This window comes from Burkholderia sp. SCN-KJ, assembly GCF_024656005.1.
Taxonomy (GTDB): domain Bacteria; phylum Pseudomonadota; class Gammaproteobacteria; order Burkholderiales; family Burkholderiaceae; genus Burkholderia.
This window is the reverse complement of the sequence record NZ_JANKOG010000020.1, coordinates 123,119-147,602: the sequence shown is the minus strand read 5'-3', so window position 1 is coordinate 147,602 and position 24,484 is coordinate 123,119. Positions and strand designations below refer to the sequence as shown.

Below are 24,484 nucleotides of genomic sequence, written 5' to 3'. Positions count from 1 at the left end.
CCCGGGCGTCGCCGTCGACAGAAGACGCGCTCGCCATCGTCCCACAGGATCTGGAGGCTGTTACCCATCGACGTTGGAACCAAATGTAGGGTGTCATCCGCCGCGCGGCGGCCATCATGCCGCCGCCCGTGATGGGCTAGGACGCTACATTCGTTCACACGGAAGCAAGGATGGCATAAGCATACACCTCGGCGATCGTGGTGCCATCGATACTACTCAGACGAACTTGTTGGGACCGGTTGTCGACGCTACGCTGACTGCCACCCGGGCAAGGACGCGCGGCGTTGACGCCGTCACGCATGGCGCCGGGCTAGCATAATTGGTCGCCCTATCACGGTAGCTGGTTTTGGTTATCGATTGCACAGTCCGGGGACATTGTCGCGTCAACTGCGGCGCACGATGTGCCACGCGTCAAAACCCGGGCCTCGCACGGTACGCGGGGGCCAGCATTGCGACCGATACTCACAGTACGATTGTATCGGCCGCGCACAGCTAGGAAACCCGATTCATGCCGCGATTCCCTCTGTCGAAGTCTTGGCATCATCCGCATTGAACTCAATTAGACAATTCAGATCGAGCACGCGGATCCTTTCGGTCATGAAATCGACAAAGACACGAATGCGTGACGGCAGATGCTGTCGGCAGAGATAGCAAATGTAGTGGTCCCGGTCGTCCGGCGCGTACCGCGTTAGTGCCTCGACGAGTTCGTTGCGCGCGATGCAATCGCAAATCTGATAGGCCGGCAGCTGGGCCAATCCGTGTCCATCGCGGACCGCCTTCAGTACCAGATCTGCGTCGTTGAAAGTCAACTTAGCAGTTGGCAGATGCTTTCGCACATGCCCGTCGACCTTGAATTCCCACTCACGGATGCGACCTCGGGAAAATCTGAAGTTGATACAGTCATGCCGTGTCAGATCTTCCAGTGTAGACGGCAAACCTCGAGTTTCAGCATAGTGGCGGGATGCACAGACCACTGTCTGCATTGGAATCAACCGTTTCGCAATAAAGCTGGAGTTTTCGATGTGCCCATCGCGAAACGCGACGTCGATCTGTTCCGCGACGAAATCGGCTGGTCTGTCATCCAGAAGCAGGTCAACCGCGATATCAGGGTAGACCTCGGAGAACCTGAAAAGCAGCGGAGCGACCACCTCGCGTCCAAATCCCACTGTCGAGCATACCCGGAGCAAGCCACGAGGTGCACCATGCCGCAAATCCTGCATGTCGTTCATGGCGTCGACGATGTGGGTCACGCCCCGGTTGCAGTTTTCGAAGAACCTCTGCCCCTCTCGCGTCAAGCTCGTTGATCTCGTCGTCCGGAGAAACAGGCGCGTGCCGAGCTGCATTTCGAGCTTCTGAACATTTCGAGTCACAGATGAGCGCGCGATCCCCAGTCGTTCCCCTGCCTTGGTGAAGCTGCCTTCCGTCGCGACCGCCATGAACGTGATGATCCCCCCGTAGCTCGTCGAGAAACAGATAGATAAAGCGTCGGCGGTATTTGGTGATTGTTCCCAAAAGCGACGTTGAGAAGTATCTAACTGATTCATTGGCGGCTCCGACTATTGACACGCGCATGGTTGAGCTCATTTCCGATTTGCATCGCACCAGCTAGAGCAGGCAAATGCGGTGCAACTCCACTGTTCGCCGATACACGTTCCGGTTGAGCCACGGTACGAATGTGTACTCGTCGTATGCATTTGCGCCGACAATGATCCAGTTGTGCAGTACGTACGACATGATATCCCCCCTTCGAAGCCGGCCGTCACATAACACGACGGGTTGTGAGGCGCACTGCGCGATCGCATTGGCCATGACACAATGCTAGGCGAGTGGGCACCTCAAGACCATTCTACGAACGGGCGGTGCCGCTCCTACATAGGCTTCGAACGCTCACGCCAGGGTATAACCCGCGGGCGGAGACAAGCGCCGCGAGTTGCAGGCGTGCTTGATGCTCAGATAGTCCGACGCTTCGCTTCCGGTCTGCTATCGCGAGCAGTATCGTCAGCACGGGCCATCGCGTCGCGCGTTGCAAGGCTCTCGCCACGCCACGGCAGTTGGTCTGCGTGTGTCGGTTGGGATATGTAGCAACTCACTCATACGGCTGGGATGCGAGGAACACCGCAACTCATACCAAAGTATGAGTTCGCTGTATTGGTAGAGCTGCAAGCGGTATCCCGTATTGGCACGCGATGAGCAGTATTGGGTGATACGAATGCAGCGCTCTAATACTTGTGTATGATTCCCGGCCGCCGGCACGACAATTACGCTGGGTATCGTGAATGCGGCCGGATGCATGCAGTGGCGTTCTTGCCGCGCGAGCTCACGTTCCTGGAGATCGAGGCTAATCTTGCGTTCCGCTCAGGTAGTTTCGATTGTTGACGATGACGAGGCCGCCCGCCTCGCGACCGGAAGCCTCGTGCGCTCGTTCGGCTGGCAGACGCACGTCTTCGCATCCGCAGAGGAATTTCTGCTATCCAGCGATCTTGCCTCGACGTCATGCCTGATCTCCGACATCATGATGCCTGGAATGTCGGGAGTGGAGATGCACGATCGCATCATTGCACTCGGGTATGCGCGGCCGACCATCTTCATTACGGCATTCCCATCGGCGCAGCTGAAAGCAAAAGCCCTGGCAAATGGCGCGCTGGCTGTACTGGACAAGCCGGTTGATCCCGACGCCATCGCGCATTGGCTCAGCATTGCGCTGGACGCGCCATAGGGGATCGACAAAAGGCCGGAACGGCGCTCCCCATTTCGCCGCTCTCAAGACGACTTCCGCGGCCGGGCATTGACACCTAACGATTCCGATTTTTTGACGAGATCCACGACGGATCGCGCCGCCATCTTTCTCATGAGGTGCCCACGATGAATCTTCACGGTGATTTCACTGAGATTCATTTCGGCGGCAATCTGCTTGTTCAGCAGGCCTGCTACGACGAACCCCATGACTTCTCGTTCACGCAGTGTCAGGGAGTCATATGCAACACGAAGCGCCGCGATCGACCGCTCGGCGACGAGACGCTCACCGTCGCGCGCCAACGCATTGTTAACGGCGTCCAACATGTCCTGGTCGCGAAACGGCTTTGCGAGAAAATCGACTGCCCCTGCTTTCATGGCCTGGACGGTCATCGGAATATCTCCATGCCCGGTCATGAATACGATCGGCATATGCAGTTCGCTCTTCGCAATCTGTTCCTGGAAGGCAAGGCCACTTTCGCCGCGCAGCCTGACATCGAGAATCAGGCAACTGGGCACGTCGTATTTCGGAAAGGCGAGAAAGTCCCGTGACGATTCGAAGGTCTCCACACGTAGCCCGACCGATCGCAGCAAATTGTTAAGGGCAAACCGCATCGACTGGTCGTCGTCGACCACGTAGACCACTGGCTCCTTGCGATCGTCTGCGCTCTCAGTCGAAGTCGAATGCGAACCCGAACTCATCTCACCTCCGCTCTCCCAACTGACAGTGCGCGCGGGCGCCTCGCATCCGACAATGTGGTCGACGACGCAGCACACCGCGATAATGCGAACGGCAAACTCGCCCTTCATGGCAGTGTTCATTCATGCTGGGGCTACGGGCCACCAGCGTCTCGACATGCCCACCCATACGTCCGCGCTGCTCGTTCAGAGATTTAAAACCGGACACACTCACGCATGTTCTTTCGTCCGACAGTTGCACGACCCCGCCCGACGATCATGATAACTATTCTAGGTGATCTAAATTCGCAATACGTTCCTACCCTGTTTCGATAAGGCAACTCGGACCCGATAATCGGCGTTGCCCGCGATGTGCCTGAGGGACAGGCCGGAGTTCGCGGTGCAGGCTTGCGTGAGAGACCGGGTTTTTCGGTACACGTGTGCCGATCTCAGAGCGCGGCGGTGGTGGCAGACGTACTCAACTGGATCGACAAGTGCATGCACTCCGCGCTGGCGCGCGGCCCGGTCGCGAAGACGCGATTTCAAGGACTCTACCTCGCCGCGGCGGTGTACGCCTATTCGATATAGGCCGGGCACTTTCAGCAACTTCGACTACGGTTGGGCGGGTCAGCTGGCAGAACAAATCGCACGCCGCCAATGCGAATTAGCGGCATAGACGATGTGCACAAAAAACTGGGTCGTGCCCGAGCTGCCGCTCGCACGACGGATGAAATACACAAGTCCCCACGCCGTACTTCGCTCGTTCGCTATGTCCGCGCTTCCGGCCACCGTATCGGCGCGCTGTCTGATTTGGGGCGCGACTTCTTCCACCGGTTAAACAGCCTTTGATAGGTTCGCTCAGACCGGAGGGGGTTGGAGGCGCGGTAATCTCTGGCGTATACTGTACAACCATACAGTATTTTGCGTAACCGACCCCTTGCATCCCGCCCTCGCCCATCCTGAAGCCATACATCCGGATCTTTGGCGTGCCAGCCAGCTGGCGCGCTCGAGCACGTGCGGCATCGACACGGGCCATCCGGAACTGACGGACGAACTGCCGGGCGGCGGCTGGCCGGTGGGCGCGCTGGTCGAACTCATTGCGCAACAACCTGGTATCGGGGAGCTCCGGCTGCTGGCACCCGTGCTCGCACGTTCGGCTGGTCGGCCGGTCATGCTGATCCAGCCACCGCATGCGTTGCAGCCGCTGGCCCTCGCGTACTGGGGCATCGACCCGTCAGGGTTCGTGACGCTGCCGGCAGCCCGCACGGCTGACGCGCTGTGGGCCGCCGAGCAGGCACTGCGCGCCGGTACTTGCGCCGCCGTATTGCTATGGCAGACGCATGTCCGCACGGACGCGCTACGCCGCCTGAATCTGGCCGCACAGAGCGGATCGGCGCTCTTTTTCCTCTTCCGGCCAGTGGCCGCCGCGCGCGACGCGTCGCCGGCGCCGCTTCGGATCGCGCTGGCGCCGAGGCGAGACGGCGTCGACATCACGTTCGTGAAGCGCCGCGGGCCCGCACGCGACACGCCGCTGTTCGTGCCCTTGTCTCCCTCTCCCATTCTGTTGAACCGCCATGCCAGTGTGGATCGGCGTGCATCTGCCGCGCCTCAACCTCGAAACGTTCCGGCCGCGATCGCCGGCGCCGTCGCCTGACGATGCGCGCGGGCTCGTCGTGCTCGAGGGCGGCCGCGTCGTGGCGCTCGATCGCGCCGCGCGTGCGCTCGGCGTGGTCGCCGGCATGCGCCGCGGTGGCGTGCTGTCGCTCGCGCCGGACGCGCAGATCCGCGAGCGCGACGCTGCGCGCGAGCGCGAGCTCGTGCTCGGCGTTGCCTATGCGCTCCTGCAGTTCACACCGAGCGTCGTCGACGCCGAAGAAGCTGTGGTGGTGCTCGACGTGACGGCGAGCCTGCGCCTCTTCCATGGCATCCGCGCGCTGCGCCAGCGCGTGCGCGACGTCGTCGCGTCGTTCGGCGTCACCGCAGCGATATCCGTCGCGTCGTCGGGTCCGGCCGCGTGGATGGTCGCCCGCGGCCTGCGCGGCGGCCTCGCGCTGTCCGCGCGATCGCTGCACCGCGCGCTCGCGCGCGTGCCGCTCGTCGTGGCGCCGGGCGCCCGGCGCTACGCGAACTGGTTTGAGGATCTCGGCTGCGAAACGCTGGCCGACCTGCTGCGCTTGCCGCGCGCCGGATTGAAGAAGCGATGCGGCACGCAGCTGCTCGACTGGCTCGACCAGGTCGCCGGCACCGCGCCGGCCGCCTACGACTGGCTCGAAATGCCGCCGTCATTCGACACGCGCGTCGAACTGATGGACCGCGTCGAACACGCCGAGGCGCTGCTGTTCGTCGCGCGCCGGTTGATCCTGCAGCTGACCGGCTGGCTCACCGCGAAGCAGCTGGACGTCGCCGCGTTCGCACTGCTGCTTGAGCACGAGCGCGGGCGGGACGCGATCGCGCCGACCGAGATCGAGATCGCGTTGGGCGCCCCTACCCGCTTCGAGGAACACCTGACGCGGCTCGTCAAGGAGCGGCTCGGCCACGTTGAGCTCGCCGGGCCCGTGATTGCGGTTCGACTGATCGCCCGCAGCGTGCAGGAAGCGGCCGCACCGAGCGACTCGCTGTTCCCGGAGCCCGGCGGCACCCCGCAGGATCATGCGCGCCTGCTCGAACTGCTGACTGCGCGGCTCGGCGCCGAGAACGTGCTCGTCCCGGCTCCCATAGCCGACTACCGTCCAGAGCCAGCCGCCCGATGGGTGCCGATGCGCGACGCGCCAAAGCCGGCACCGCTGCCGGCGGATCTGCCACGCCCGGCCTGGCTGCTTGCCAAGCCGGTGCCGCTGCTCACGCGCCAGCATCGGCCGTTCTATGGCACGCCGCTGCGCATGGTATCGTCCGGCGAGCGCATCGAAGGCGGCTGGCAGGATGCGCAGACCGTGACGCGCGACTACTTCGTCGCCGAGGACGACAACGGCATCTGCTACTGGATCTACAAGGAGCGGCCGACGGCCAGCGACGAAAGCGAAGCGCGCTTCTTCCTGCACGGCCTGTTCGGCTGATCGGTCATGGACGCCGGCGGCTTCGGCGCCCTGCCCGCGTACGCGGAACTTCAGGTCGCCTCCGACTTTTCTTTCCTGCACGGTGCGTCGCGCGCGGAGGAATACGTCGCGCGCGCAGCGCAGCTCGGCTACAGCGCGATCGCGATCACCGACGAATGCTCGCTCGCCGGCGTCGTGCGCGCGCACGTCGAAGCGAAGACGGCGAACATGCCGCTGATTACCGGCTCTCACTTTCGGCTGACGGCCGCAGACGGCTCGCCCGCGCTCGCCTTCACTGCGCTCGCGATGAATCGCGACGGTTACGGCAATCTCTGCGAGTTCATTTCGCTCGGTCGCATGCGCAGCAAGAAAGGCACGTACCGGCTGGCGCCGCTCGATCTCGAACATCCGGAAGCGCCGTACACCCACCTACGCGGCCTGCCCGACTGCATCGCGGTCCTGTCGCCCGACTTCCCGGCCAACGAGCAACGCCTCGACGCGCAGGTTGAATGGTTCGCGCGCGTGTTCGGCGATCGCGCATGGGTCGCGCTGACGCTGCACGCCCGCGCGATGGACGATATCCACCGCGGCGTTGTCGAGCGCGTCGCCGCGCTCCACGGTGTGCCGGTGGTCGCCACCAGCTGGCCGCTCATGCACGTGCGATCGCGCAAGCCGCTGCAGGACGTGCTGACCGGGATCCGGGTCGGCCGGCCGGTGTCGGAGTGCGGGTATGAGCTCGCACCGAACGCGGAGCGTCACCTTCGATCGCGTCTGCGGCTCGCCAACCTCTATCCCGCCGGCGCACTCGAGGAAACCGTGCGTGTCGCGCGGCGCTGCACGTTCTCACTCGACGACCTGAAGTACGAGTATCCCGACGAACTGGTACCGGTCGGCACCGATCCGGCGACATACCTGCGCGAGCAGACCTACATCGGCGCGCGGCGGCGTTTCCCCGCCGGCATCCCGGTCGACGTTCAGGCGCAGATCGAGCACGAGCTGCAGCTGATCGCCGACCTGAAGTACGAGGCGTATTTCTTGACCGTCTACGACATCGTGCAGTTCGCGCGCGAGCAAGGCATCTTGTGCCAGGGACGCGGCTCGGCTGCGAACTCGTCCGTTTGCTACTGCCTCGGCGTGACCGAGGTCGACCCGTCGCGACAATCGATGCTGTTCGAACGGTTCATCTCCAAGGAGCGCAACGAGCCGCCGGACATCGACGTCGATTTCGAGCATCAGCGGCGCGAGGAGGTCATGCAGTACATCTACCGCAAGTACGGCCGCGATCGCGCCGCGCTGACGGCGGCCGTCACGACGTACCGGCCACGCAGTGCGTTACGCGAAGCCGGCAAGGCGCTTGGCGTGGATCTGGCGATAGTCGATCGCGTCGCCAAGCAGTTTCACTGGTTCGACTCGCGTACAGATCTCCTACAGCGCTTCGCCGAGGCCGGCCTTGATCCCGACGCGCCGCTGAATCAGCAGTGGGCCGCATTCGCCGCACAGCTGCTCGGCTATCCACGACACCTCTCGCAGCACTCGGGGGGATTCGTGATCAGCCGCGGCAAGCTCACGCGCCTCGTGCCGGTCGAGAACGCGGCGATGGAGGATCGCTCGATCATCCAGTGGGACAAGGACGACATCGAGGCGCTCGGGATCCTGAAGATCGACGTGCTCGCGCTCGGCATGCTCTCGATGGTGCGCCGCGCGCTCGACATTATCTCGGAAAAGCGGGGCGAAACATTCGAACTCCGGGACATACCGGCCGAAGACGCAGCGACCTATGACATGCTGTGCGACGGCGACAGCATGGGCGTGTTCCAGGTGGAATCGCGCGCGCAGATGTCGATGCTGCCGCGCCTGCGGCCGCAGTGCTTCTACGACCTGGTGATCGAAGTTGCGATCGTGCGTCCCGGCCCAGTGCAAGGCGGGATGGTGCATCCGTTTCTCCGCCGGCGCCAAGGGCTGGAGCCCGTCACGTTTCCGTCCGAAGGGATGGAGAAAGCCCTGAAGCGCACGCTCGGCGTGCCGATCTTCCAGGAGCAGGTGATGCAGGTTGCGATGCTGGCGGCCGGCTTCTCCGCCGGCGAGGCCGACCAGCTGCGCCGGGCGATGGCGGCATGGAAGCGCAAGGGCGGCTTGGAGCCGTACCACGATCGCCTGGTGAGCGGCATGCTCGAGCGCGGCTATGATCGCGAGTTCGCCGAATCCATCTTCGCACAGATCAAGGGCTTCGGCGAGTACGGATTCCCGGAGAGCCACGCGGCCAGCTTCGCGCTGCTCGTCTACTCGAGCGCCTGGCTGCGCCGCCACGAACCGTGTGTGTTCCTCACGGCTCTATTGAACAGCCAGCCGATGGGCTTCTACACGCCGTCGCAACTGCTGCAGGATGCGAAGCGCCGTGGTGTCGAGGTGCTCCCCGTCGACGTCAACTTGAGCAAATGGGATTCGTCGATTGAAGGGGCTACGACGTCGGCGCCCGTGCGTCTCGGTTTCTCACTGCTGAACGGCATGCGTGAGGACTCGGCCGGCCGCATCGAGCTCGCCCGCGCTGTACGGCCTTTCATCGACGTCGCGGACCTCGCGCGCCGAGCGCGACTCGATCGGCACGACCTGCAGGTGCTCGCGCGCGCGAACGCCCTTCGCTCACTCGCCGGCGGCAATCGACGCACGGCGCTTTGGTTGGCGGCCGCCGCAGTTCCTGATCGGGATCTGCTGCGCGGCACCGAGCGCGACGACGGGGTGCCGGCGTTGCCTCAAGCATCGGAGGGCCACGAGATCGTGACGGACTATCGTGCGATGGGCTTCACGCTCGGCCGGCATCCGCTCGCACTGCTGCGCGATCGCCTCGCGCTTGATCGACTGCAGTCAGCTGAGCAACTGGCAATGTTGCGAAGCGGCCAGCTTGCGCGTGCATGCGGATTGGTCACGGTACGGCAACGGCCGGGCACGGCCAACGGCGTGCTGTTTATGACGCTCGAAGACGAGACGGGCCAGGTGAACGTGATCCTCTGGCCCGGTCTGCTGAAGAAGTTCCGGAAGGAAGCGCTCGGCGCGGCGCTGCTCGCGGTCTATGGCGTGTGGCAGGCGGAGGGAAAGGTACGGCACCTAATCGCAAGCAAGCTCGTCGACCGGACAGAGCTTCTCGGTGCACTGCCGACGACGTCACGGGAGTTTCGCTGACATTGATGCATAACTGCAGTGCTACAGATCGTTATTCAGTCGACTCCCCGGTAATGGATAGTATTTGGGGGAATTGGCAAAACGACCGAGCCTGCCCCAGGCTTGGAGATATAGATACTTCGGAACGCTAGCGACGAGCGCATCCATTCTCAAAAGCAACTGCTCAATCTCTGCTAAGAGCCCGTTTGGCACATGCCACTCCCGTCCTTCGGCAGCGGATCGATGCTCTCTTGCAGCACTGCCTCGGCAAGGAAGAGCTCCAAGTCACTTCCGGACACGTCGGGTTCGACAAGGAAGTAACCTAGATAGAGCACCCGGAGTAACGCGATCATCGTCTCACGCGTGCCCTGTCCACTTCGAATAGTCGCCAGCGCCAAGTGGTTTTCGAGTGAGATGGAGCGGACATGGGCCGCCGACAGCGGCAATAGCTCAGCCTCGCGACGTGGTCGTCGATTCGAGCGCTTTTGCGACATTCTGGTGACGGTACTTATTGTTGAATCGTTGCATTCTTTATCAGGCCACCGACGAAATTCGCCGTCGCCTTCTCGAGCGCCAACGCCTGAAGCTGCTGCTGAATCGTCGCCTTTGCCGCATCAAACGACGGTACCTGCGTCGGTCGCTTCGCGTCAACCTTGACAATCGCTCGCGCGCCATTCACGTCGTTGACGAGTGCGATCGACTGCGGCGCCACGCCGCCTGCGGGCAACTGCGTGATCGCCTGTGCAACCGCGAGCGGCAACCCTTGCGTATTCCCGTCTGTCACCGGCGTCTTGAAGCTCACCCACGGCAGCTCACCGCCGGTCGCGGCGGTCGGCGCCTGGCTGTACTGTCGAGCCAGTGCGTCGAACGACTGCCCTGCCTTCAGCCCGGCCAGCACCGTCGCAGCGGTCGCCGGATCTTTCGTCACGATGATGCGCGGCTTGACCTCGTCCTTGCCGAACGACGCGACGATTTCATCGTATCGCGCCTTCACTTGTGCATCCGCGACTGGCTCGGGTTTCACGTTATCGCGTACGAAAAGTTGCGTCTTGGCAGTCGATTTCGCAAGCTGCATGGCCGCCTGCACTTCCGGTCTGCTGCCATAGCTCGCTTTGCCGGCCGCTTGCTGAATCAGCACGCGCGCGATCAGTTGATTCTTGATCGCTTGGCGAAGCTGTGGCGTATCGGGCTGGCGCGATGCCTGCAACACGACGTCGACCTCGGCGTTGGTGACCGGTGTACCGTTCACCGTCGCGACGGCGCCCACGGGCAACGCCGAGGTTTGTGATTGTGCCTGGACAGGCAGCGCCAATTCCCAGGCAATCGTCGTCGCGATCAGAATTCGGTTGAACGTCGTTTACATGCTTGATGCTCCTGCTTGTATAAAAAGGCACAGCGACCTCAGCCACTGCGCAAAGTGTCCGACATTGAGGGGTAGTCGGACACGACCAAATTCGCTGTAGTAAACTAGTTCAAGGTGCCGAGTACCAGTGTCGCCTTGTTGCCGAGTGTCGCCGGCTGAGTCAGCGCGCGACCGACCAGCATCTCTCCCGAAAGCGACTGCTTGCGCCACTGCCATTGGGCACGCAGGCCGGCACCGATGCCGGCGAGCGTCGGGAAGCCCGATGCACCGATCAGGCTCGTCTTGCCGGCATCCAGAAATACGTACGGCTCGATACGGCCGTCCTTCCACATCGGAACGTTCACCCAGGCGAGCTCGTTGCGCGCATAGAGGCCGCGGTCGCCCGCGATTTCACCCGATCGAAAGCCCCGGATCGTATCCATGCCACCGAGGTAGAGCTGCTCCGAGCCGTACAGCGCCGTATTCATGTACTGGCCGCCCGGCACACCCCGGTACACCAGCACCGCACCATTCAACTTCGGCAGTGGCAACGTAATCGTTGCTGTCGCATCGAGCTTGGTGAACTGACTGTGCGCTGCTTCACGCGCAATGCCGTGCTCGTCGTGGTTGGCACCGAACCACGGCAGGCCCTGCGACACCCCTCCGTTTACGGTGAAATTCCCCTGCGCGTCGTTTATCACGAACTTGTGCAGCCAGTTCCCGCCGATTCGGAGCACGGCGACGCGCTGAGGATCAAGATCTACCCCGTTGATCGTCCGGTCGGTGCGCCGCCACGATAGCGTCGTATCGATGCTGGTGATGTCGCTTGCCGTTCTGCCTACCAGATAGTTCCAGCCGAAAATATGCGACAGCGCGCGGCCATACAGCAGCGCCGTCGAGCCGATCAGTTGCTGGTATTCCGAATCCGCGATTGTGTAGCTGAGGGTATTCCGCCCGAACGGCACGGCGAACGATCCTACCGGTGCGTTGCTGTCCTGACTGTCAAGGAAGTTGAGACTCAGCGACTCAGCGCTTTCCAAGGGCACAGGAGCCTGGGCGAGGGTCCGAACCGGCTCTTGTGTAGCGCCGTTGGCGCGTTTCCAATGCAAATGAGCCTGTTGTTGGCCCGACACGCGCGAGTTGACCGACACCGGAGCCCCGGGGTCGATGATCATTTACCGGATGATCATCAACTTGAACGAACCGCAAATCCGCGCCCTGGACCAAGTGCGCGCCGTCCTCGACGGTACACAGACGCTCGACTTTGCACCCGCCGCGTGCCCTCACGAACGTCGCGAATGGGTCGCCTCCGTTCTACGGCGCTTTCGCTACGACCAGCTCAAGCGAGCTCACCGGGACCTCGTGCTGCTCTATCTGCGACGCTTTAGCGGCTTCAGCCGGGCCCACATGACACGGCTGGTACAACGCTGGGTGCAAGGGCAAAGGCTCGCATGGTTGAAGGGCACGCCCGAGCACGTCTTCGCCCACCGCAACACCGATGAGGACATCTTCACGCTCGCCGAGACCGAGCGCGAGTACGGCAGGCTTTCCGGCACGGCGATGGTCGTCGTACTGCGCCGCATGTATCAGGTCTACAACGATGCGCGCTACGTGCGCCTGCAGCACCTTTCAGCGTCTCATCTGTACAACCTGCGACGTTCGCAGACTTATCGGTTGCATCACACCGTCTACACGAAGACCCAGACCAATCCCAGAGGCGCGGCGATCGCCGTGCGCCGGGCTCCCGCGCCAGAGAACCGCCCCGGATTTATCCGCATCGACAGCGCCCATCAGAGCAACATCGACGAACAGCGCGGCGTATATCATATCAATGCCGCCGACTGCGTAACCCAGTGGGAAGCCGTCGCGACCGTGCCAACGCTGGAGCGAGAACACATGCCGCCGATATTGCGCGACATGATTGACCAGTTCCCATTCCGTATTCTCGGCTTTCACAGCGATGGCGGTTCGGAGTACATCAACCATGAGGTCGCAAAGATGCTCAAGGAGCAACTCATCGAGTTCACCCGTTCACGCCCACGACGCTGTAACGACAACGCTCTGGCCAAATCCAAGAACGGCAATGTCGTGCGCAAGCAATTCGGCTACGCGCACATACCGGCCGAGTGGGCCAGGCACTTCAATGCCTTTTGCGTCGATCTGCTTAATCCGTTTTTGAACATGCACCGACCTTGCCTTTTCGGCACCGAGGTCCCTGATCTCAGGAAGCCGGGTCGAACGCGACGCGTTCACCGACCCGAAGATGTGATGACGCCACTCGAGAGGCTGGCCAGCCTGTCGGACGTAGATGACTTCCTGCGCACGGGCATCACGCTCGACCAACTAAAGCAGCAGACGCGCAGCCAGACAGATGTCGACGCCGCCCGTCAGGTTCGTCTGGCGCGGGAACGCCTGATGAGCAAGGTTGCCGCCCAAACCCGGCCTCGGTACCCCGATGTGTGGAGTCTGGCTCGGGTACGCAGCGCATAGCCCGCGAGGGGCAAGCCGCCACGGGCTACGCCCTTTACCGCTTCCCCCTCGCAACCGAGATTCCCCTTACCCTAAAATGCTGTTCCCTTTAACGATCATCCAACCTCGAGAACTTCTCTCTTTCCAGGCTCCTTTCTGTTTTGGAAAGTACTCTGCCATCAGACGCGTTATCACAAAGCGCCTTGGCGATGATCGAGGAATTAGACATTAAACGTTCCGCGGCATGATAAATATGAAATCACTTGATTATTTTTGAGATTGATTTATTCAAAAAAAGACGCTCTCGTCTAGCGCCCCGCGCCTTGCCTGTCACGGCCTTCAAGCCGTGCCACATGGGTCATACGGCGCCTCGGAAGCGGACAGAAAGGTTAAAAACGGTTTCAGTTTACTAAAATCTACTCGATAGATACCTCTCTTTTGAGAGGCAGTGGCCCTTCGCGGCAGCGCGTTAACACGCGTAGGGGGCGTCCGTCGATTCACACGACACCTGCGATATTTACGACGCGCAGTGTTGCGTTCTCCCGACTCTGACTTGACTTTTGTTTGGAACCGGTAAGGTAGTCGATACCAACTTCCTAACGACGAATGGAGAAAACATGTCGACGTACCAAGAGCTTCTCGCGAAGCGCGCCGCGCTCGAAGCGGAAATCAACGCCGCCAAAGGGTCTGCTCGGGAATCCGCCTTGAAGGAAGTGCGCCAACTGGTCGGCGAATTCGATATCAGCGCCCGGAGGTCTACGGCCCGCGCGCACCACGCAAGCGCGGCCGCGTCGACGCGAAATATCGCCACCCCGAAACCGGCGCGACCTGGAGCGGTCGGGGCCGCCCGCCGGCGTGGATTGACGGCAAAGACCGCGCGCCCTTCGAAATCCAGCAAAGCGCGACCAGGTCTTGAACTCTCGCGGAACACTGGATACATTTACAGTGCGCCGGGCGCCGCCGCCACTCGCGATCTGCCGAGTGGCTGGCCGCAGCTCTCTTGTCTCGCCGACCACTATGAACCTTGCCCCGACAGTTGATTGCCACGATGCCGAGTTCGATCCGATTCGGTACGGGTATGCGCTCGAGCTCGCAACGCAAGATCTGCGACGCATTGCGAAGTCGCTCGCAGCTCGCTATATCAGCGCCGGCCTTGCTCACGCCTTGAGCTGGCCGCTATTGCTCGAGATCGAAGAGCAGGCGTTTTCTGATTTGGCATTTCAGAGCCGCAACGATCCTACGATCATCGACGCACGGCCGCGCATCGGGCCGGCGACGCTGCCGGGCGTCGATTTCAGCGGTCTCATCGACTGGGGGCAGTCCGATCCATCGCTGCCGATCGTCTATCAGTGCGTCCGCGAGCTTCTGATGGGCGCCCCCATGTTCGAGCGCAGTGAGGAAGCTGCGTGAGCGACGTAATCCGTGAGCTCAACGAGCTGCGTACCGATGCCCACGCCCCAAAATGGATGAAGGAACGCCCCACCCTTCTGCACGCAAAGGGCGCGAATCGTAGATTCGCGTTATGTTTGGGGTGGCCAATATTCAGTATATAAGATCGAATGGACGAACCGACTCTCTGGCTGTCGGCACCGACCGAGGCCTATCAGCAGTGGCAACGAACGGAAGCCGCCGGCGCCGATCGGCGTGCGTTCTCGCCGAGGTCGATTGCCCAGCACGAAGCGATGTTTGAACGCTTTATGCGCCACCTCGCGGCCGCGCAACGGTCCCTGGCCACCTTCGGGCCCGACCACCTCGAATCGTTCTTGGCTGATCTCGATCGCCGGTGCAAACCCGGCACCACGACGCGCCTGCGCTATGAGAAGCTTCTCGACAGGCTTGGCCGACACCTGGTCGACGTCGGCGTGCGCAAGACCAATCCAGCGGCCGCCTATGCGTTGACGCAGACGTGGCCGGAGGACGAACCCGTCCCGGTGTACCTGCTCGAAGCCGATGATCATCGACTGCAGGCGTCGATCCGAGCCATTGATGGGCTCGATGATCGCGCATTGCGGAACCGCGCCATCGTTGGCTTATTGCTCTCGACGGGCATGACCGCGCAGGAAATCCGGCAGGCGACCGCCGTCGACCTCGACCTGTCGCCGGCGCGGCCGCACCTCCAAATCCCGAAGCGCGGCCCGCGCGAAGCACGCCGGGTCACCATAGCCGAATTCGCAGTACCGGCGCTCACGCAATGGCGAACCCTGTCCGCGACCGCCGACAGCCCACTGCTGTTCCCGTCCCCCCGTGCAGGCGGGCCGATGACCGACGAGATGCTCGGCCGCATCGTTCGGGACGAGCTCCTCGCGATCGACGTTCGGCTCCCCGATATGAGCCCGCGCACCCTGCGGAACACGTTCGCCAGGCGCCTGCTGCTCGCCGGCAGAAGCAACGATGACGTCATGCATCTCTTGGGCCTGACTAGCCAGCGCACTGTGATCCGCATTCGGTCAACGATCCCGACCGAGCCTCAAGCGGTACTCCAGACTTGACTTCCGCTCCGCCTCGATGGCCTGAAAAAGCCAGCAAGTTCGCTGGCTTTTCTCTATTGGAGCATTCATTATGGACTATGTATCGCGATACACGGACCTCGTCTACTCCACCAACGGCGGCATCGCCGTCTGCCGCTACCGGCTGCTCGCGCTCGCGCCGGAACCGACGCAACTCGTCATTCAGGTCGAGAACCACGGCGGTAACAAGGACATCCTGATCACCGATCACATCGTCCGCGACGGAATCCTCAACCGAATCGCCGATCGCGAACTGACGGGTGTGCCGTTCGACATGCTTTGCGTCGCGTTGACCGAGGCCGGCCAACATCACATTGCCTTCGTCGAAGCCGATCTGGAGGACTACATTCACCGCGGATATCCGTATGAGCGATCCGCTCAACCGGCCGCACGTGGCCGACATATTGAACGGATCTCGATCAATTCCCGTGACCTGGTGGTCGGCCGGGCCCGCCTGCAGACCGCGCATGCGACTCCTACGCTCGTAGACGACAGTCTCGCGGCCATCCTCGACCGGCCGACATCCGCGTAAGCCATCAATACGCGGACGAGTCGCCTCGTCTGGCCATCACATACTGAGTCCGATCGCCAACGACAACGGAGGCGACAGGCAGAAAAAAACCCGGTGCGGACGCACCGGGTTGGGTTCCAAAGTGTCGGGCTTCAAGCCGCCTGGGAGAACAGATCGACAGGCGCCAGATTCTGCATCGTGAGGTGCTCGGTGTTCGATATCGCGCGGTCAACGAGAAATCGATCAAGCTCCGCCGGCGTCAGGTTGTGCCGCTCGGCCAGATGCGCAAAGTATTGCCCGCGCTTGGCCATCTCCTGATACCGGCCCGCCATACCTGCCGGAAGCCGAAGAATGCCCTCGTTCAGCCAGAACCGCGCCGATTCCATCCCCGAGTGCTGCTGCGCCTTCACGGCCCAGCCAGCATCGAAGCTGCAGGTCACGAACGCACACGCTGCCTCGACGTCCACGTCGAACTGATCGCCCTCTTCGAAATAGACGATCTGCTCACCGGACCTCGTGCGTGCATATCGGCTTGGTCGCTCCGGATGGCGGTAGCGATTCCACTGTTCCGCGGCGTAATCGCGAAGTCCATCCGTGGGCACCTCGGCGTCGTACGCGCCGACAAAGAACCACCCATGATGCGGGATGTCGATCTTCGGCAGCGGGTCCACGACCGGCACGTGGTAGCGCCGTCCGAGCCGATGCACGTCGAACCAGACCGACAGCGCTGGAAACGCATGCGGCGCGTAGTGGTGCATCGAGAGATAAAAATCGATCGCCACCAGCTGCGCCGGCGTGATCATCTCGAACTGCACGTCGCAGAGCGCCCGGTTCTCCGGCGTTTCAGGTATCTCGCCCGTGGCCAGCGCGGCCTCATGCCGCTCAGCGCGCTCGACCTCAAGCGCGTCAAGCGTCAGCAGGTACTGCAGCAATCGAACACGCTCCAGGTACGAAAGAACGTCCGGCTTGACCGCCAGATACCCGGCTTCGCTCAGCTTCCGGCCGACGAGCTCGCGACGGCCGAGATCCCATTGCACGGCCATCAGGTAGTTGCGGAAGCGATTCAGGCCCTCCAGATGACGGTGGCCAGCTTCCTTCACCATCGACTCCATCGAACGATCACGCTCGCCGGTCACGCAACAGAACGCGCATCCGAATCGAGAACCGCACGCGGCACGCGCGCCGCCCTCTCCCAGAATCACACCGCATGTCCCCTCGTTGCCAGCGCGGTATAGATCCGAGAGCCGCCGGATCGACTCGCCGGACACGGGCGACGGAAAGGGGCGACCTGCATCCTCCGCGAAGAGCGAAAGCATCGTCCAAACGCAGTCGGTGGACCACTCGGCGACCGGCGAAAACGTGAGAAATCCGTCCGCATTCCGGACGGGTCTCAGCGCATTCTCGTTGCGAGCGGCCATGGCCGTTGCGCGACTACCACTTTCCCCGAACCGGTTGCCGAGAATGGTGACAACTTCGCCACTTCCCCCAGCGGCCGCCGAGCGCTCGAGCGTGACGCGCAGGCGATTCTGCGGGTCGACCTTCCAGTCCGCGGCACAGGCACGTATGCGCTTTCCATTCTTCACCCCGTTCTCCGGGGTGCGGGGAAGCGTCCCGCGCCCGATCGTCGCAACGACGAACTGAGACGCCAGCGATGGCTTCGCAACATGCACCGATACCGGTGCATCTGCGTGCGCATAAGCGTCGCGGATCTCATCAAGCATGCCCTGGAGGTGCCAGTGCATACTCGGATTTTCGATCGTCGTATCCGCGCTCGTCATGAAGTGCTCGCGCGACACGTCGGTGCCGGCACGCCTGACGGCTTCCAGCATCAGGATCGCCGTACACGTCGAATCCTTCCCACCGCTCAGGGCATTCGACAGGGTATAACCCTGCCGAATCAGCGCGACAAGTGCGTCGATCGCCGATTCCATCTTCACCAAGATTTCAGAAAACATATGCTGCTCCCGGTGCACGGAAACAGCCCCATGCGGGAGCCGTTCCCGCATGGGTTGAGGATAGATGCCGATCAGGGCGCGCGGTAGAGTTCGCCGCGCGCAGAGACCGATTCCCAGTTCTTCAGATAGACGTCGGCGATCCGCGCGTCGCCGCGCAGCACCACGACGTTCTCCGAGTTGTACCGGGCCGCCTGTTGCGAGTAGTTGTAGCTGCCGGTCTGAACCGTGACGTTGTCGATGACAATAATTTTCGAGTGCTGAGCCGCGTAGCTGCTCACGACACGAACCGGAATCCCGGCGTACGTGAGCGCTCCGAGCGCGGCACGTGCCCGGCCGCTGCGATCCTCGTCGAGGTTGCTGCGGGCATCGACCGTCACCGCGACGTCGACGCCTCGCCGTTTCGCGGTGATCAAGGCTTGAGTTACTGCCGGTTCGGTGAACGAGTAGGCCAACACGCGAATCGACTGGCGCGCTTCGCCGATCGTCCGCAACACCAGCGCCTCAGCGCCACCATCCGGCGAGAACGCAATTTCGACCCGCGGCAGGGGCTGCGCCTGCGCGTGGCCGCCCAGCGCGATCGCAACGCAACAGCACAGCCATGCCACCAGCACGGCCCAGCCGATTTGCTTCTTCATAGAGGTATCTCCAAAGGAAAAGAAAAGCGCCGCCCCATTCCCGTGCGGGGCGTTGAGAGGCAGCATCGAAACGTTGTGACGAACGAATTAGCGGTTCGCCAATGCTTTCGCCACATCACGCGCGGTGACGGTCAAAAGCCACCGATCGCTGTCTTTCCGCGGCCACTTGGCGAACTCCGCGTACCCCTCTTTCTGCGGAACAGCTGAACTGCCAACCGCAACGAGAAAGTCGAAGCGATCGGCGGGAACGCGCAGTAGCGCGCAGCTGGATTGGAGCGCGATTCGGACCGCCGAAAGGCCGACATACGCCGGGGCGTCGATCACCGTCAGCGCATGCAGTGCAACATCGCGCACTGACGAGTTCCCTGCTTGATCGGCGACGATCGTGAGCGTCGCCAGACGCGCTCGAACCGACATCGCGTCGAACGAATCTCGCGCGCCTTCCGGCACGACACTCGACGCGAGCTGAACAAGATCAACATTCAGGAGTGGCATATAGCGGCCTCAAAAAAAGGACCCCACTCTCTTGCGAGAGCGGGGCCGTTGGTCAACGGATTAGATGCAGGGCTTCGGGTGCCCTGCGGGAAAAGTGTGGACTTGGCCATCCTTGCAGATGACCGCGTCCGTTTTCATAGGCGGCCGCCTATTCACGGCCTGCGAAGCCACCACGTAGCGCAGGGCCGGTGCCGGCGGCTGCGAGCCGCCGTGCATCGCGATCAACAGCATCACCAGGTTCGTCATCCCGTCCATCGAACACTCCTCCGTCGACGATTCAGGACACGACGACAGCCGTAGCGGCCACCGTCACCCAGCGCCCATCAATCAGCACGTCGCGCAGCCGCGAGCCGTTCAGCTCGTAGACGTGCTCCGTACCCATGCGGATGGGTTTCGGGCGAACCGAAACCGTCAGGCTTCGATGCAGAGCAACAGAGTTGGACTTCAGTTTCATAGCGTTCCTCGAAAAGAAAAAAGGCGAGGAACGCCCCTGTGGGGAACGGTCCCCACCAGGGTTAAAAATGTGTGCTGCCCTACCTCGCGAGTGCGGCCACGTCGATGACCGCATCGGCCTCCGCAATCAGGTCGGGCGTTTGCGAGATGAAAAACTCTCGCGCATACCCGCCCTGACGCAGCACCTCGCGCTTCATACGCATGAACTGCACCTTGCGATCGGGATCAAGCGGACCGTCCGACTCGTCGCTAAAGAGCGTCTCGTACGGTTGTCCCGCGTTACCCGCGATATACAGGGCGACGCCGCGTGTCAGGCATTCGTTGATCCACACCTTCTGACCACCGGACATCACGCCGACCGCTTTGCTGCTGTCGCTCTCGGCGTCGTGCACGAGGATTTCAAATCCCTCGCGCGTGTCACCATTGGCCAACGTGCGCTGCGTCTGGATCTCGACCGTGAACCGCGTGCCGTAGCACGCAAGCAGCAGGTCGTTCACCGTCTGCGTCAGTGCCGGGCCCGCGTCGTCGATCGTCAGCGCGATCACGCCGTCATTGCCCAGCCCTTTCGCCAACAGCTTCCACTTCGCGATCTCGTCCGAGATGCGCTCGGCGAGTGCCTGCGTCGCTGAAAAACCCTCAAGCTCGCGCTCGAGCGTCACCAGCGTCGTTTCTCCCGTAGCCTGACTCCGGATCAATGCTTCGATCCTGGCATCCAGCCCCGTGCAGGTCTCGCGTCGAGCGGCCAACTGGCGATCGACATCCGCAATCGCTTGCGCCACGTCGACCGAAGCCAGGCGCGACACCTCCGCGTCGACCTCCCGCAACAAGGCGTTGAGCCGCGCCGTCTCGGTCTCCCGACGTTTCGACGCCTCGCCTCGCTCAACTTCGAGCGAAGCAAGTTCCGCTTGGCCCTGTTGCATCCCGGTTTCAGCTGCATCGAGCAGCGGCTTACGGGCGGCAAGTTCGGTCGCGCGTTGAAGCGTCTGCCGGGCCGCCGTGATCTCCGCATTGACGCGTTGCAGTTCGGCGCGCTTCGCAGACAACGCCTCGACAGCCGGCGCCAGTTGCTCCAGTTCCGCCTTGTGGCCGCGGTACCGGGTCCGAAGGTCATTCAACGAGATGGTCTGGACGTCCACCTGCTGAGCCGCACTCCTCGCTTGGGCGAGCAACGGGCACGTCACGTGAATGTCCATCCCCGCACACGGCACCAAACCGATGACCGCCGATTGCTCGGTCAGGGTCTTGATCAGGTCGGCTTTGGTCGTGCCCTCCGATTGCAGGCTGGAAAGCGTCGATCCGACCGTTGCTGCCCGCAGTCGCTTCGCGTCGAGCTCGTCGATCGCGCGCTGCAAAGGTTCGATTAGTGCTTCGGCCTTGCCGAGCCGAAGCTGTGCATCGTCGCGATCCGCCGCGGCGCCAAGAATGGACTCACGCTGCCGAACAACGGCTGCATGGCCGGCGATCGTGTTACGAATCGCCGTCGCGCGCTGCAGCAACCGTTGCTGCTCCGCCTGCCCGTCACGCTCCAAGACATCAAGCGAAGTCCGCAGCTCGTTGCGACGCGCACCCAGTTCCCCGAGTCGCGCCGCCGCCCCTGCGTTCTCGCCTTGCTTGGCAACCAGCACGGCGTGCTGTTGCGTCAGCGTTGCGATCTCTGCCTGGACTGCCGTACGCTGCTCGCGCGCGGTTGCGACCGCCGAAGCGTCCATCGCGATCGCATTGCGCGTCTGATCGACCCGCTCACGCTTTCCAGAAAATGCGGTGAGATCCTGCTGCACCACACCGAGTTGCCGGGCCAACACCTTCGCGACCTCTGCAGCCTTGGTCGACAACGCACGGAGGTGATCGATCTTCAACAGCTCAGCGAGCAACGCCTTGATCTCGCTCGCTCCGTACGACGCGAGCGGCCGGCGGTTCTGCGCCGAAAACACGCTCGTGAAGAACGACTCAAGCGAACCGCAGATCGCGTCAACACATCGATCGTAGGTTTCGCCCTTGCCATCCGACACGGTGCCATCCGGCAGCGATACCGGCCGCCACTCGCCATCGGTCGAGCGATAGAACAGGAAGTAGTCCGCCTTGCCGGTCTTGCCGGGCTTGCGGAACGCGAAGGTCGACCGATAGCGCAGGCCATCGTGCTCCCATTCGAACTCCTTGCGCGCCTGCACCCCGCAGATGTGATCCCAGTACGAGAACGCATCGACCGAGAGCTTCGACGCGCGCGACGGCATGATCCGGTACGGATGGAGGTTGTCCATGATCGTCGTCTTGCCGGCGCCGTTCGGCCCCGTCAACGCGATCAGTCCGTTGGGCAGTGACTCCAGGTCGAGTTCGACGCTGTCGCGTTTCATCCCGTCCCGTACGCCATGGAACCCTTCGAGTAACAATTTCAGAGGTCGCATGACTGGATCTCCGCAAGCGTGATGGGCTGCAGATAGTCGTCAGGCAGGAACGGCACGTCATCGTCGTCGATCGTCAGCGTCGGCTCGGGCCGGGAGGCCGGCTTGCCCAACGTGCCATCGACGGCAGCCTGCACCGTCCCGCAGAGGCGACGGAACGCGTCCGACGTCTGCTTGAGCACCGCGTCCCAATCGGGACAACCCGTGAGGATCTGCAGCTCGCGCCCCGACCACTGACCCGAGTAGCCCGAGTCGAACGACCAGAGCAGGTTCTGCAGCTCGACGCCCGGAGTGACCACGATTTCAGCCTGGTCGGCTTCGATCACATGGGTCAGGACGAACAGGCCATCGCGTTGCGCAATGACAGCGCCGCGCTGAGCACCGAACGGTTGATGAAAGAGAGCTGCAGTGCACCCGCCATGGTCGACGAGACGCTTCTGCAACGACTTGGCGTCAGTAGACGCGGTATAGGTTTGCGCCCAACGGACGCCGGCAGGATAGAGACCAAACATGAGCACACTCCGGAATGAAGACGGAGTGCGCCCCTGACGGGGAACACGCCCCGTCAGGGTAGAAAGAAAATGGATGCAGCGATGCTGCGTTCGATGCGCCAACGGGCGCGGGGTGAACCTCGTTTCGATAGCCACACGGGCTATCGGAACACGGCTAGTGTTCGAAAGTGACGGAATGCAAACCGTCCATGGGCAAAGCTACGCCGCAAACAGATCGTCGCTGAGCCAGGATGGTTCGTCAGCGACTGGCGAGATAGTCGCCATTGTGGCCAGCGACAAAGCCGGCTCGACGATGGGCGTGCCGGACTGACCACCAGCGGGCTCATCAGCACTGGCTAAACGCGCCAGGATCGCTTGCGCGATCGCGTCGGGTTCGCCGTTCTCGAGCAGCTGCAGCCGATCAACCAGCGGGACAGCATCGACGTCGGCCAGCTCACACCATCGGGTTAACTTCGCGTCGACCGTCGGCGCCGTGCTGATCCCTTCTGCCCGGCTACGCATGACAGGAAGCACGCGCGGCTCGAGCTTCACGCCGGCGGCCGTCGAGAACATCGCTTCGATCGCCTTGCGGTCGACCAGCTGCTTATGCTCTTCGTCGATCTGCCAGCGGATACGCACGAACTTCCCGGCGGATGCGGCCGCGAGTGCTTCCAGCTCGTTCGTGTCAGGCGGCCCGTCAAAAGCAACAGAGACCATTTCACGAGATGGCGTCGGAACCAGCGCCGCATGGGCTTCGGTCGCCGAGACTTCCCACGAAAGGTAACCCTTGTTGCCGAGCTCGCCGTAGTGGAAACGTCCGATCGAACCCGGATACCCCACGAGGCGGCCCTCGCGCTCCCACGTCTGGTACTTGTGGATGTGACCCAGCATGAACGCCGAGCACTCCGCACCAAACAGCGCACTCAGGCTAAATTCGTGGTCGAATCCTGCCATCGTGACACCGTGTTCCGTCTGACAACCGTTCACCGTGCCGTGTGACACTCCGATCGTCGGGACGCCTGCCGTTCGAAATGCCGCATTGATCCGGCCGGCAGCAGCGAGGAACCCCGCGAGGGTATCCGCGAGATCTGTCGACGCCGCCAGCGACCCGACGCGCAGCGCCAGCTCTGCTTTGTTCATCGTCGGAAGACAGGTAAAGACCGCTTCGGGCTCGCTGTACAGATGGTGTTGCACTTCGTCCTCGTCGAAGACCGGCCCACGCGAGAACCAGAAGTTTCCATTGTAGAGAGCAACCTGACAGACGCGGTCCGCAATGGCCACCGGATACCGCGCGCCCATCAGCGCGAAGTTGTCGAGAGTCCCGGGCGGCTCGTGCGAGAACGTGCCCTGCAGCATCAGCACCGGCATCGCTTGCGCAAGTCGGTGCACCTGAGTCGCGAGTGAGTTCAGCGCCGGCGCATGGGCGTCGAGCCGATGGTCGGTCGAATCACCGCTGATCACCGCCACCTGGGCCTCGCGCGCTATCGCGTCGCCTACCGCATGCGAGAAGCACCGGTCCGCCTCGTCGAGGTGTTCAGGCGCGTAATGCAGGTCAGAAAAATGCGCGATCTTCATCAGCGCCTCCAGAAAAAGAAAAGGCCACCCGCAGGTAGCCAGAGATAGGTCCG

At 62.5% G+C, this 24,484-nt stretch carries 20 protein-coding genes and 1 pseudogene; 9 read left to right on the top strand and 12 right to left on the bottom strand.

Going from position 1 to position 24,484, the window contains the following annotated elements:
• Positions 1 to 506: 506 nt before the first annotated feature.
• Positions 507 to 1,544 (bottom strand): LysR family transcriptional regulator, encoded by a 1,038-nt coding sequence (locus NQV17_RS28215; protein WP_257774784.1) that lies wholly within the window; start codon positions 1,542 to 1,544, stop codon positions 507 to 509.
• A gap of 800 nt (positions 1,545 to 2,344) precedes the next feature.
• Here NQV17_RS28215 and NQV17_RS28210 point away from each other — a divergent pair.
• The gene (locus NQV17_RS28210) at positions 2,345 to 2,716 is read left to right on the top strand and encodes a response regulator transcription factor (RefSeq protein WP_257774783.1); all 372 of its coding nucleotides are present in this window, start codon (positions 2,345 to 2,347) and stop codon (positions 2,714 to 2,716) included.
• 44 nt (positions 2,717 to 2,760) lie between these two features.
• Here the strand turns inward: NQV17_RS28210 and NQV17_RS28205 are convergent, their stop codons facing one another.
• Positions 2,761 to 3,435, bottom strand: coding sequence for a response regulator transcription factor (locus NQV17_RS28205; RefSeq protein WP_257774791.1), 675 nt, complete (start codon positions 3,433 to 3,435; stop codon positions 2,761 to 2,763).
• A gap of 913 nt (positions 3,436 to 4,348) precedes the next feature.
• Here NQV17_RS28205 and imuA point away from each other — a divergent pair.
• From imuA to NQV17_RS28190, 3 genes are read left to right on the top strand one after another with little or no spacing between them, the layout of a single operon-like run.
• The gene (gene imuA, locus NQV17_RS28200) at positions 4,349 to 5,065 is read left to right on the top strand and encodes a translesion DNA synthesis-associated protein ImuA (protein WP_257774782.1); all 717 of its coding nucleotides are present in this window, start codon (positions 4,349 to 4,351) and stop codon (positions 5,063 to 5,065) included.
• Positions 4,986 to 6,464, top strand: coding sequence for a DNA polymerase Y family protein (locus NQV17_RS28195; RefSeq protein ID WP_257774781.1), 1,479 nt, complete (start codon positions 4,986 to 4,988; stop codon positions 6,462 to 6,464). Before imuA ends, NQV17_RS28195 begins: the two co-directional genes overlap by 80 nt.
• A 6-nt stretch (positions 6,465 to 6,470) precedes the next feature.
• Entirely contained in the window at positions 6,471 to 9,620 is a 3,150-nt protein-coding gene (locus tag NQV17_RS28190; protein ID WP_257774780.1) for an error-prone DNA polymerase, read from the top strand.
• 487 nt (positions 9,621 to 10,107) lie between these two features.
• On the opposite strand, the gene NQV17_RS28185 is transcribed toward NQV17_RS28190, so the two are convergent.
• Positions 10,108 to 10,911, bottom strand: a complete 804-nt coding sequence (locus NQV17_RS28185) for a peptidyl-prolyl cis-trans isomerase (RefSeq protein ID WP_374692762.1) — start codon at positions 10,909 to 10,911, stop codon at positions 10,108 to 10,110.
• A 155-nt stretch (positions 10,912 to 11,066) separates the two neighbouring features.
• Positions 11,067 to 12,116, bottom strand: a complete 1,050-nt coding sequence (locus NQV17_RS28180; protein ID WP_257774779.1) for a ShlB/FhaC/HecB family hemolysin secretion/activation protein — start codon at positions 12,114 to 12,116, stop codon at positions 11,067 to 11,069.
• Between NQV17_RS28180 and NQV17_RS28175 the strand changes: the two genes are divergently transcribed.
• The 5 genes and pseudogenes from NQV17_RS28175 (at position 12,109) to NQV17_RS28155 (ending at position 16,449) form a co-directional block, all read left to right on the top strand.
• Positions 12,109 to 13,431 (top strand): integrase, encoded by a 1,323-nt coding sequence (locus NQV17_RS28175; protein WP_257774778.1) that lies wholly within the window; start codon positions 12,109 to 12,111, stop codon positions 13,429 to 13,431. The two genes, NQV17_RS28180 and NQV17_RS28175, sit on opposite strands and share 8 nt — an antisense overlap.
• Before the next feature lie 596 nt (positions 13,432 to 14,027).
• Positions 14,028 to 14,326 (top strand): annotated as a pseudogene (locus NQV17_RS28170) (H-NS family nucleoid-associated regulatory protein).
• 101 nt (positions 14,327 to 14,427) lie between these two features.
• Positions 14,428 to 14,820: a DUF2471 domain-containing protein gene (locus NQV17_RS28165; RefSeq protein ID WP_257774777.1), complete on the top strand. Its 393-nt coding sequence runs from the start codon at positions 14,428 to 14,430 to the stop codon at positions 14,818 to 14,820.
• A 149-nt stretch (positions 14,821 to 14,969) separates the two neighbouring features.
• Entirely contained in the window at positions 14,970 to 15,899 is a 930-nt protein-coding gene (locus tag NQV17_RS28160) for a site-specific integrase (protein ID WP_257774776.1), read from the top strand.
• 70 nt (positions 15,900 to 15,969) lie between these two features.
• Entirely contained in the window at positions 15,970 to 16,449 is a 480-nt protein-coding gene (locus NQV17_RS28155; RefSeq protein WP_257774775.1) for a hypothetical protein, read from the top strand.
• Between the two features lie 131 nt (positions 16,450 to 16,580).
• On the opposite strand, the gene NQV17_RS28150 is transcribed toward NQV17_RS28155, so the two are convergent.
• The 8 genes from NQV17_RS28150 to NQV17_RS28115 all read right to left on the bottom strand — a co-directional run bounded on the left by NQV17_RS28150 (position 16,581) and on the right by NQV17_RS28115 (position 24,431).
• Positions 16,581 to 18,383: a phosphoadenosine phosphosulfate reductase family protein gene (locus NQV17_RS28150; protein WP_257774774.1), complete on the bottom strand. Its 1,803-nt coding sequence runs from the start codon at positions 18,381 to 18,383 to the stop codon at positions 16,581 to 16,583.
• A 71-nt stretch (positions 18,384 to 18,454) separates the two neighbouring features.
• Positions 18,455 to 19,018, bottom strand: coding sequence for a phospholipase D family protein (locus tag NQV17_RS28145; RefSeq protein ID WP_257774773.1), 564 nt, complete (start codon positions 19,016 to 19,018; stop codon positions 18,455 to 18,457).
• Between the two features lie 87 nt (positions 19,019 to 19,105).
• A complete protein-coding gene (locus tag NQV17_RS28140; RefSeq protein ID WP_257774772.1) occupies positions 19,106 to 19,513 on the bottom strand; it encodes a hypothetical protein in 408 nt (135 codons plus the stop codon).
• 60 nt (positions 19,514 to 19,573) lie between these two features.
• Positions 19,574 to 19,768, bottom strand: coding sequence for a hypothetical protein (locus tag NQV17_RS28135; RefSeq protein WP_059448606.1), 195 nt, complete (start codon positions 19,766 to 19,768; stop codon positions 19,574 to 19,576).
• A 22-nt stretch (positions 19,769 to 19,790) separates the two neighbouring features.
• On the bottom strand, positions 19,791 to 19,967 hold the full coding sequence (locus NQV17_RS28130; protein WP_179952331.1) for a hypothetical protein: 177 nt from the start codon (positions 19,965 to 19,967) through the stop codon (positions 19,791 to 19,793).
• Between the two features lie 79 nt (positions 19,968 to 20,046).
• Positions 20,047 to 22,368: an SMC family ATPase gene (locus NQV17_RS28125; protein ID WP_257774771.1), complete on the bottom strand. Its 2,322-nt coding sequence runs from the start codon at positions 22,366 to 22,368 to the stop codon at positions 20,047 to 20,049.
• Positions 22,356 to 22,877, bottom strand: coding sequence for a hypothetical protein (locus NQV17_RS28120; protein WP_059448604.1), 522 nt, complete (start codon positions 22,875 to 22,877; stop codon positions 22,356 to 22,358). Before NQV17_RS28120 ends, NQV17_RS28125 begins: the two co-directional genes overlap by 13 nt.
• 198 nt (positions 22,878 to 23,075) lie before the next feature.
• Positions 23,076 to 24,431, bottom strand: a complete 1,356-nt coding sequence (locus NQV17_RS28115) for a metallophosphatase family protein (RefSeq protein WP_257774770.1) — start codon at positions 24,429 to 24,431, stop codon at positions 23,076 to 23,078.
• Positions 24,432 to 24,484: the final 53 nt, after the last annotated feature.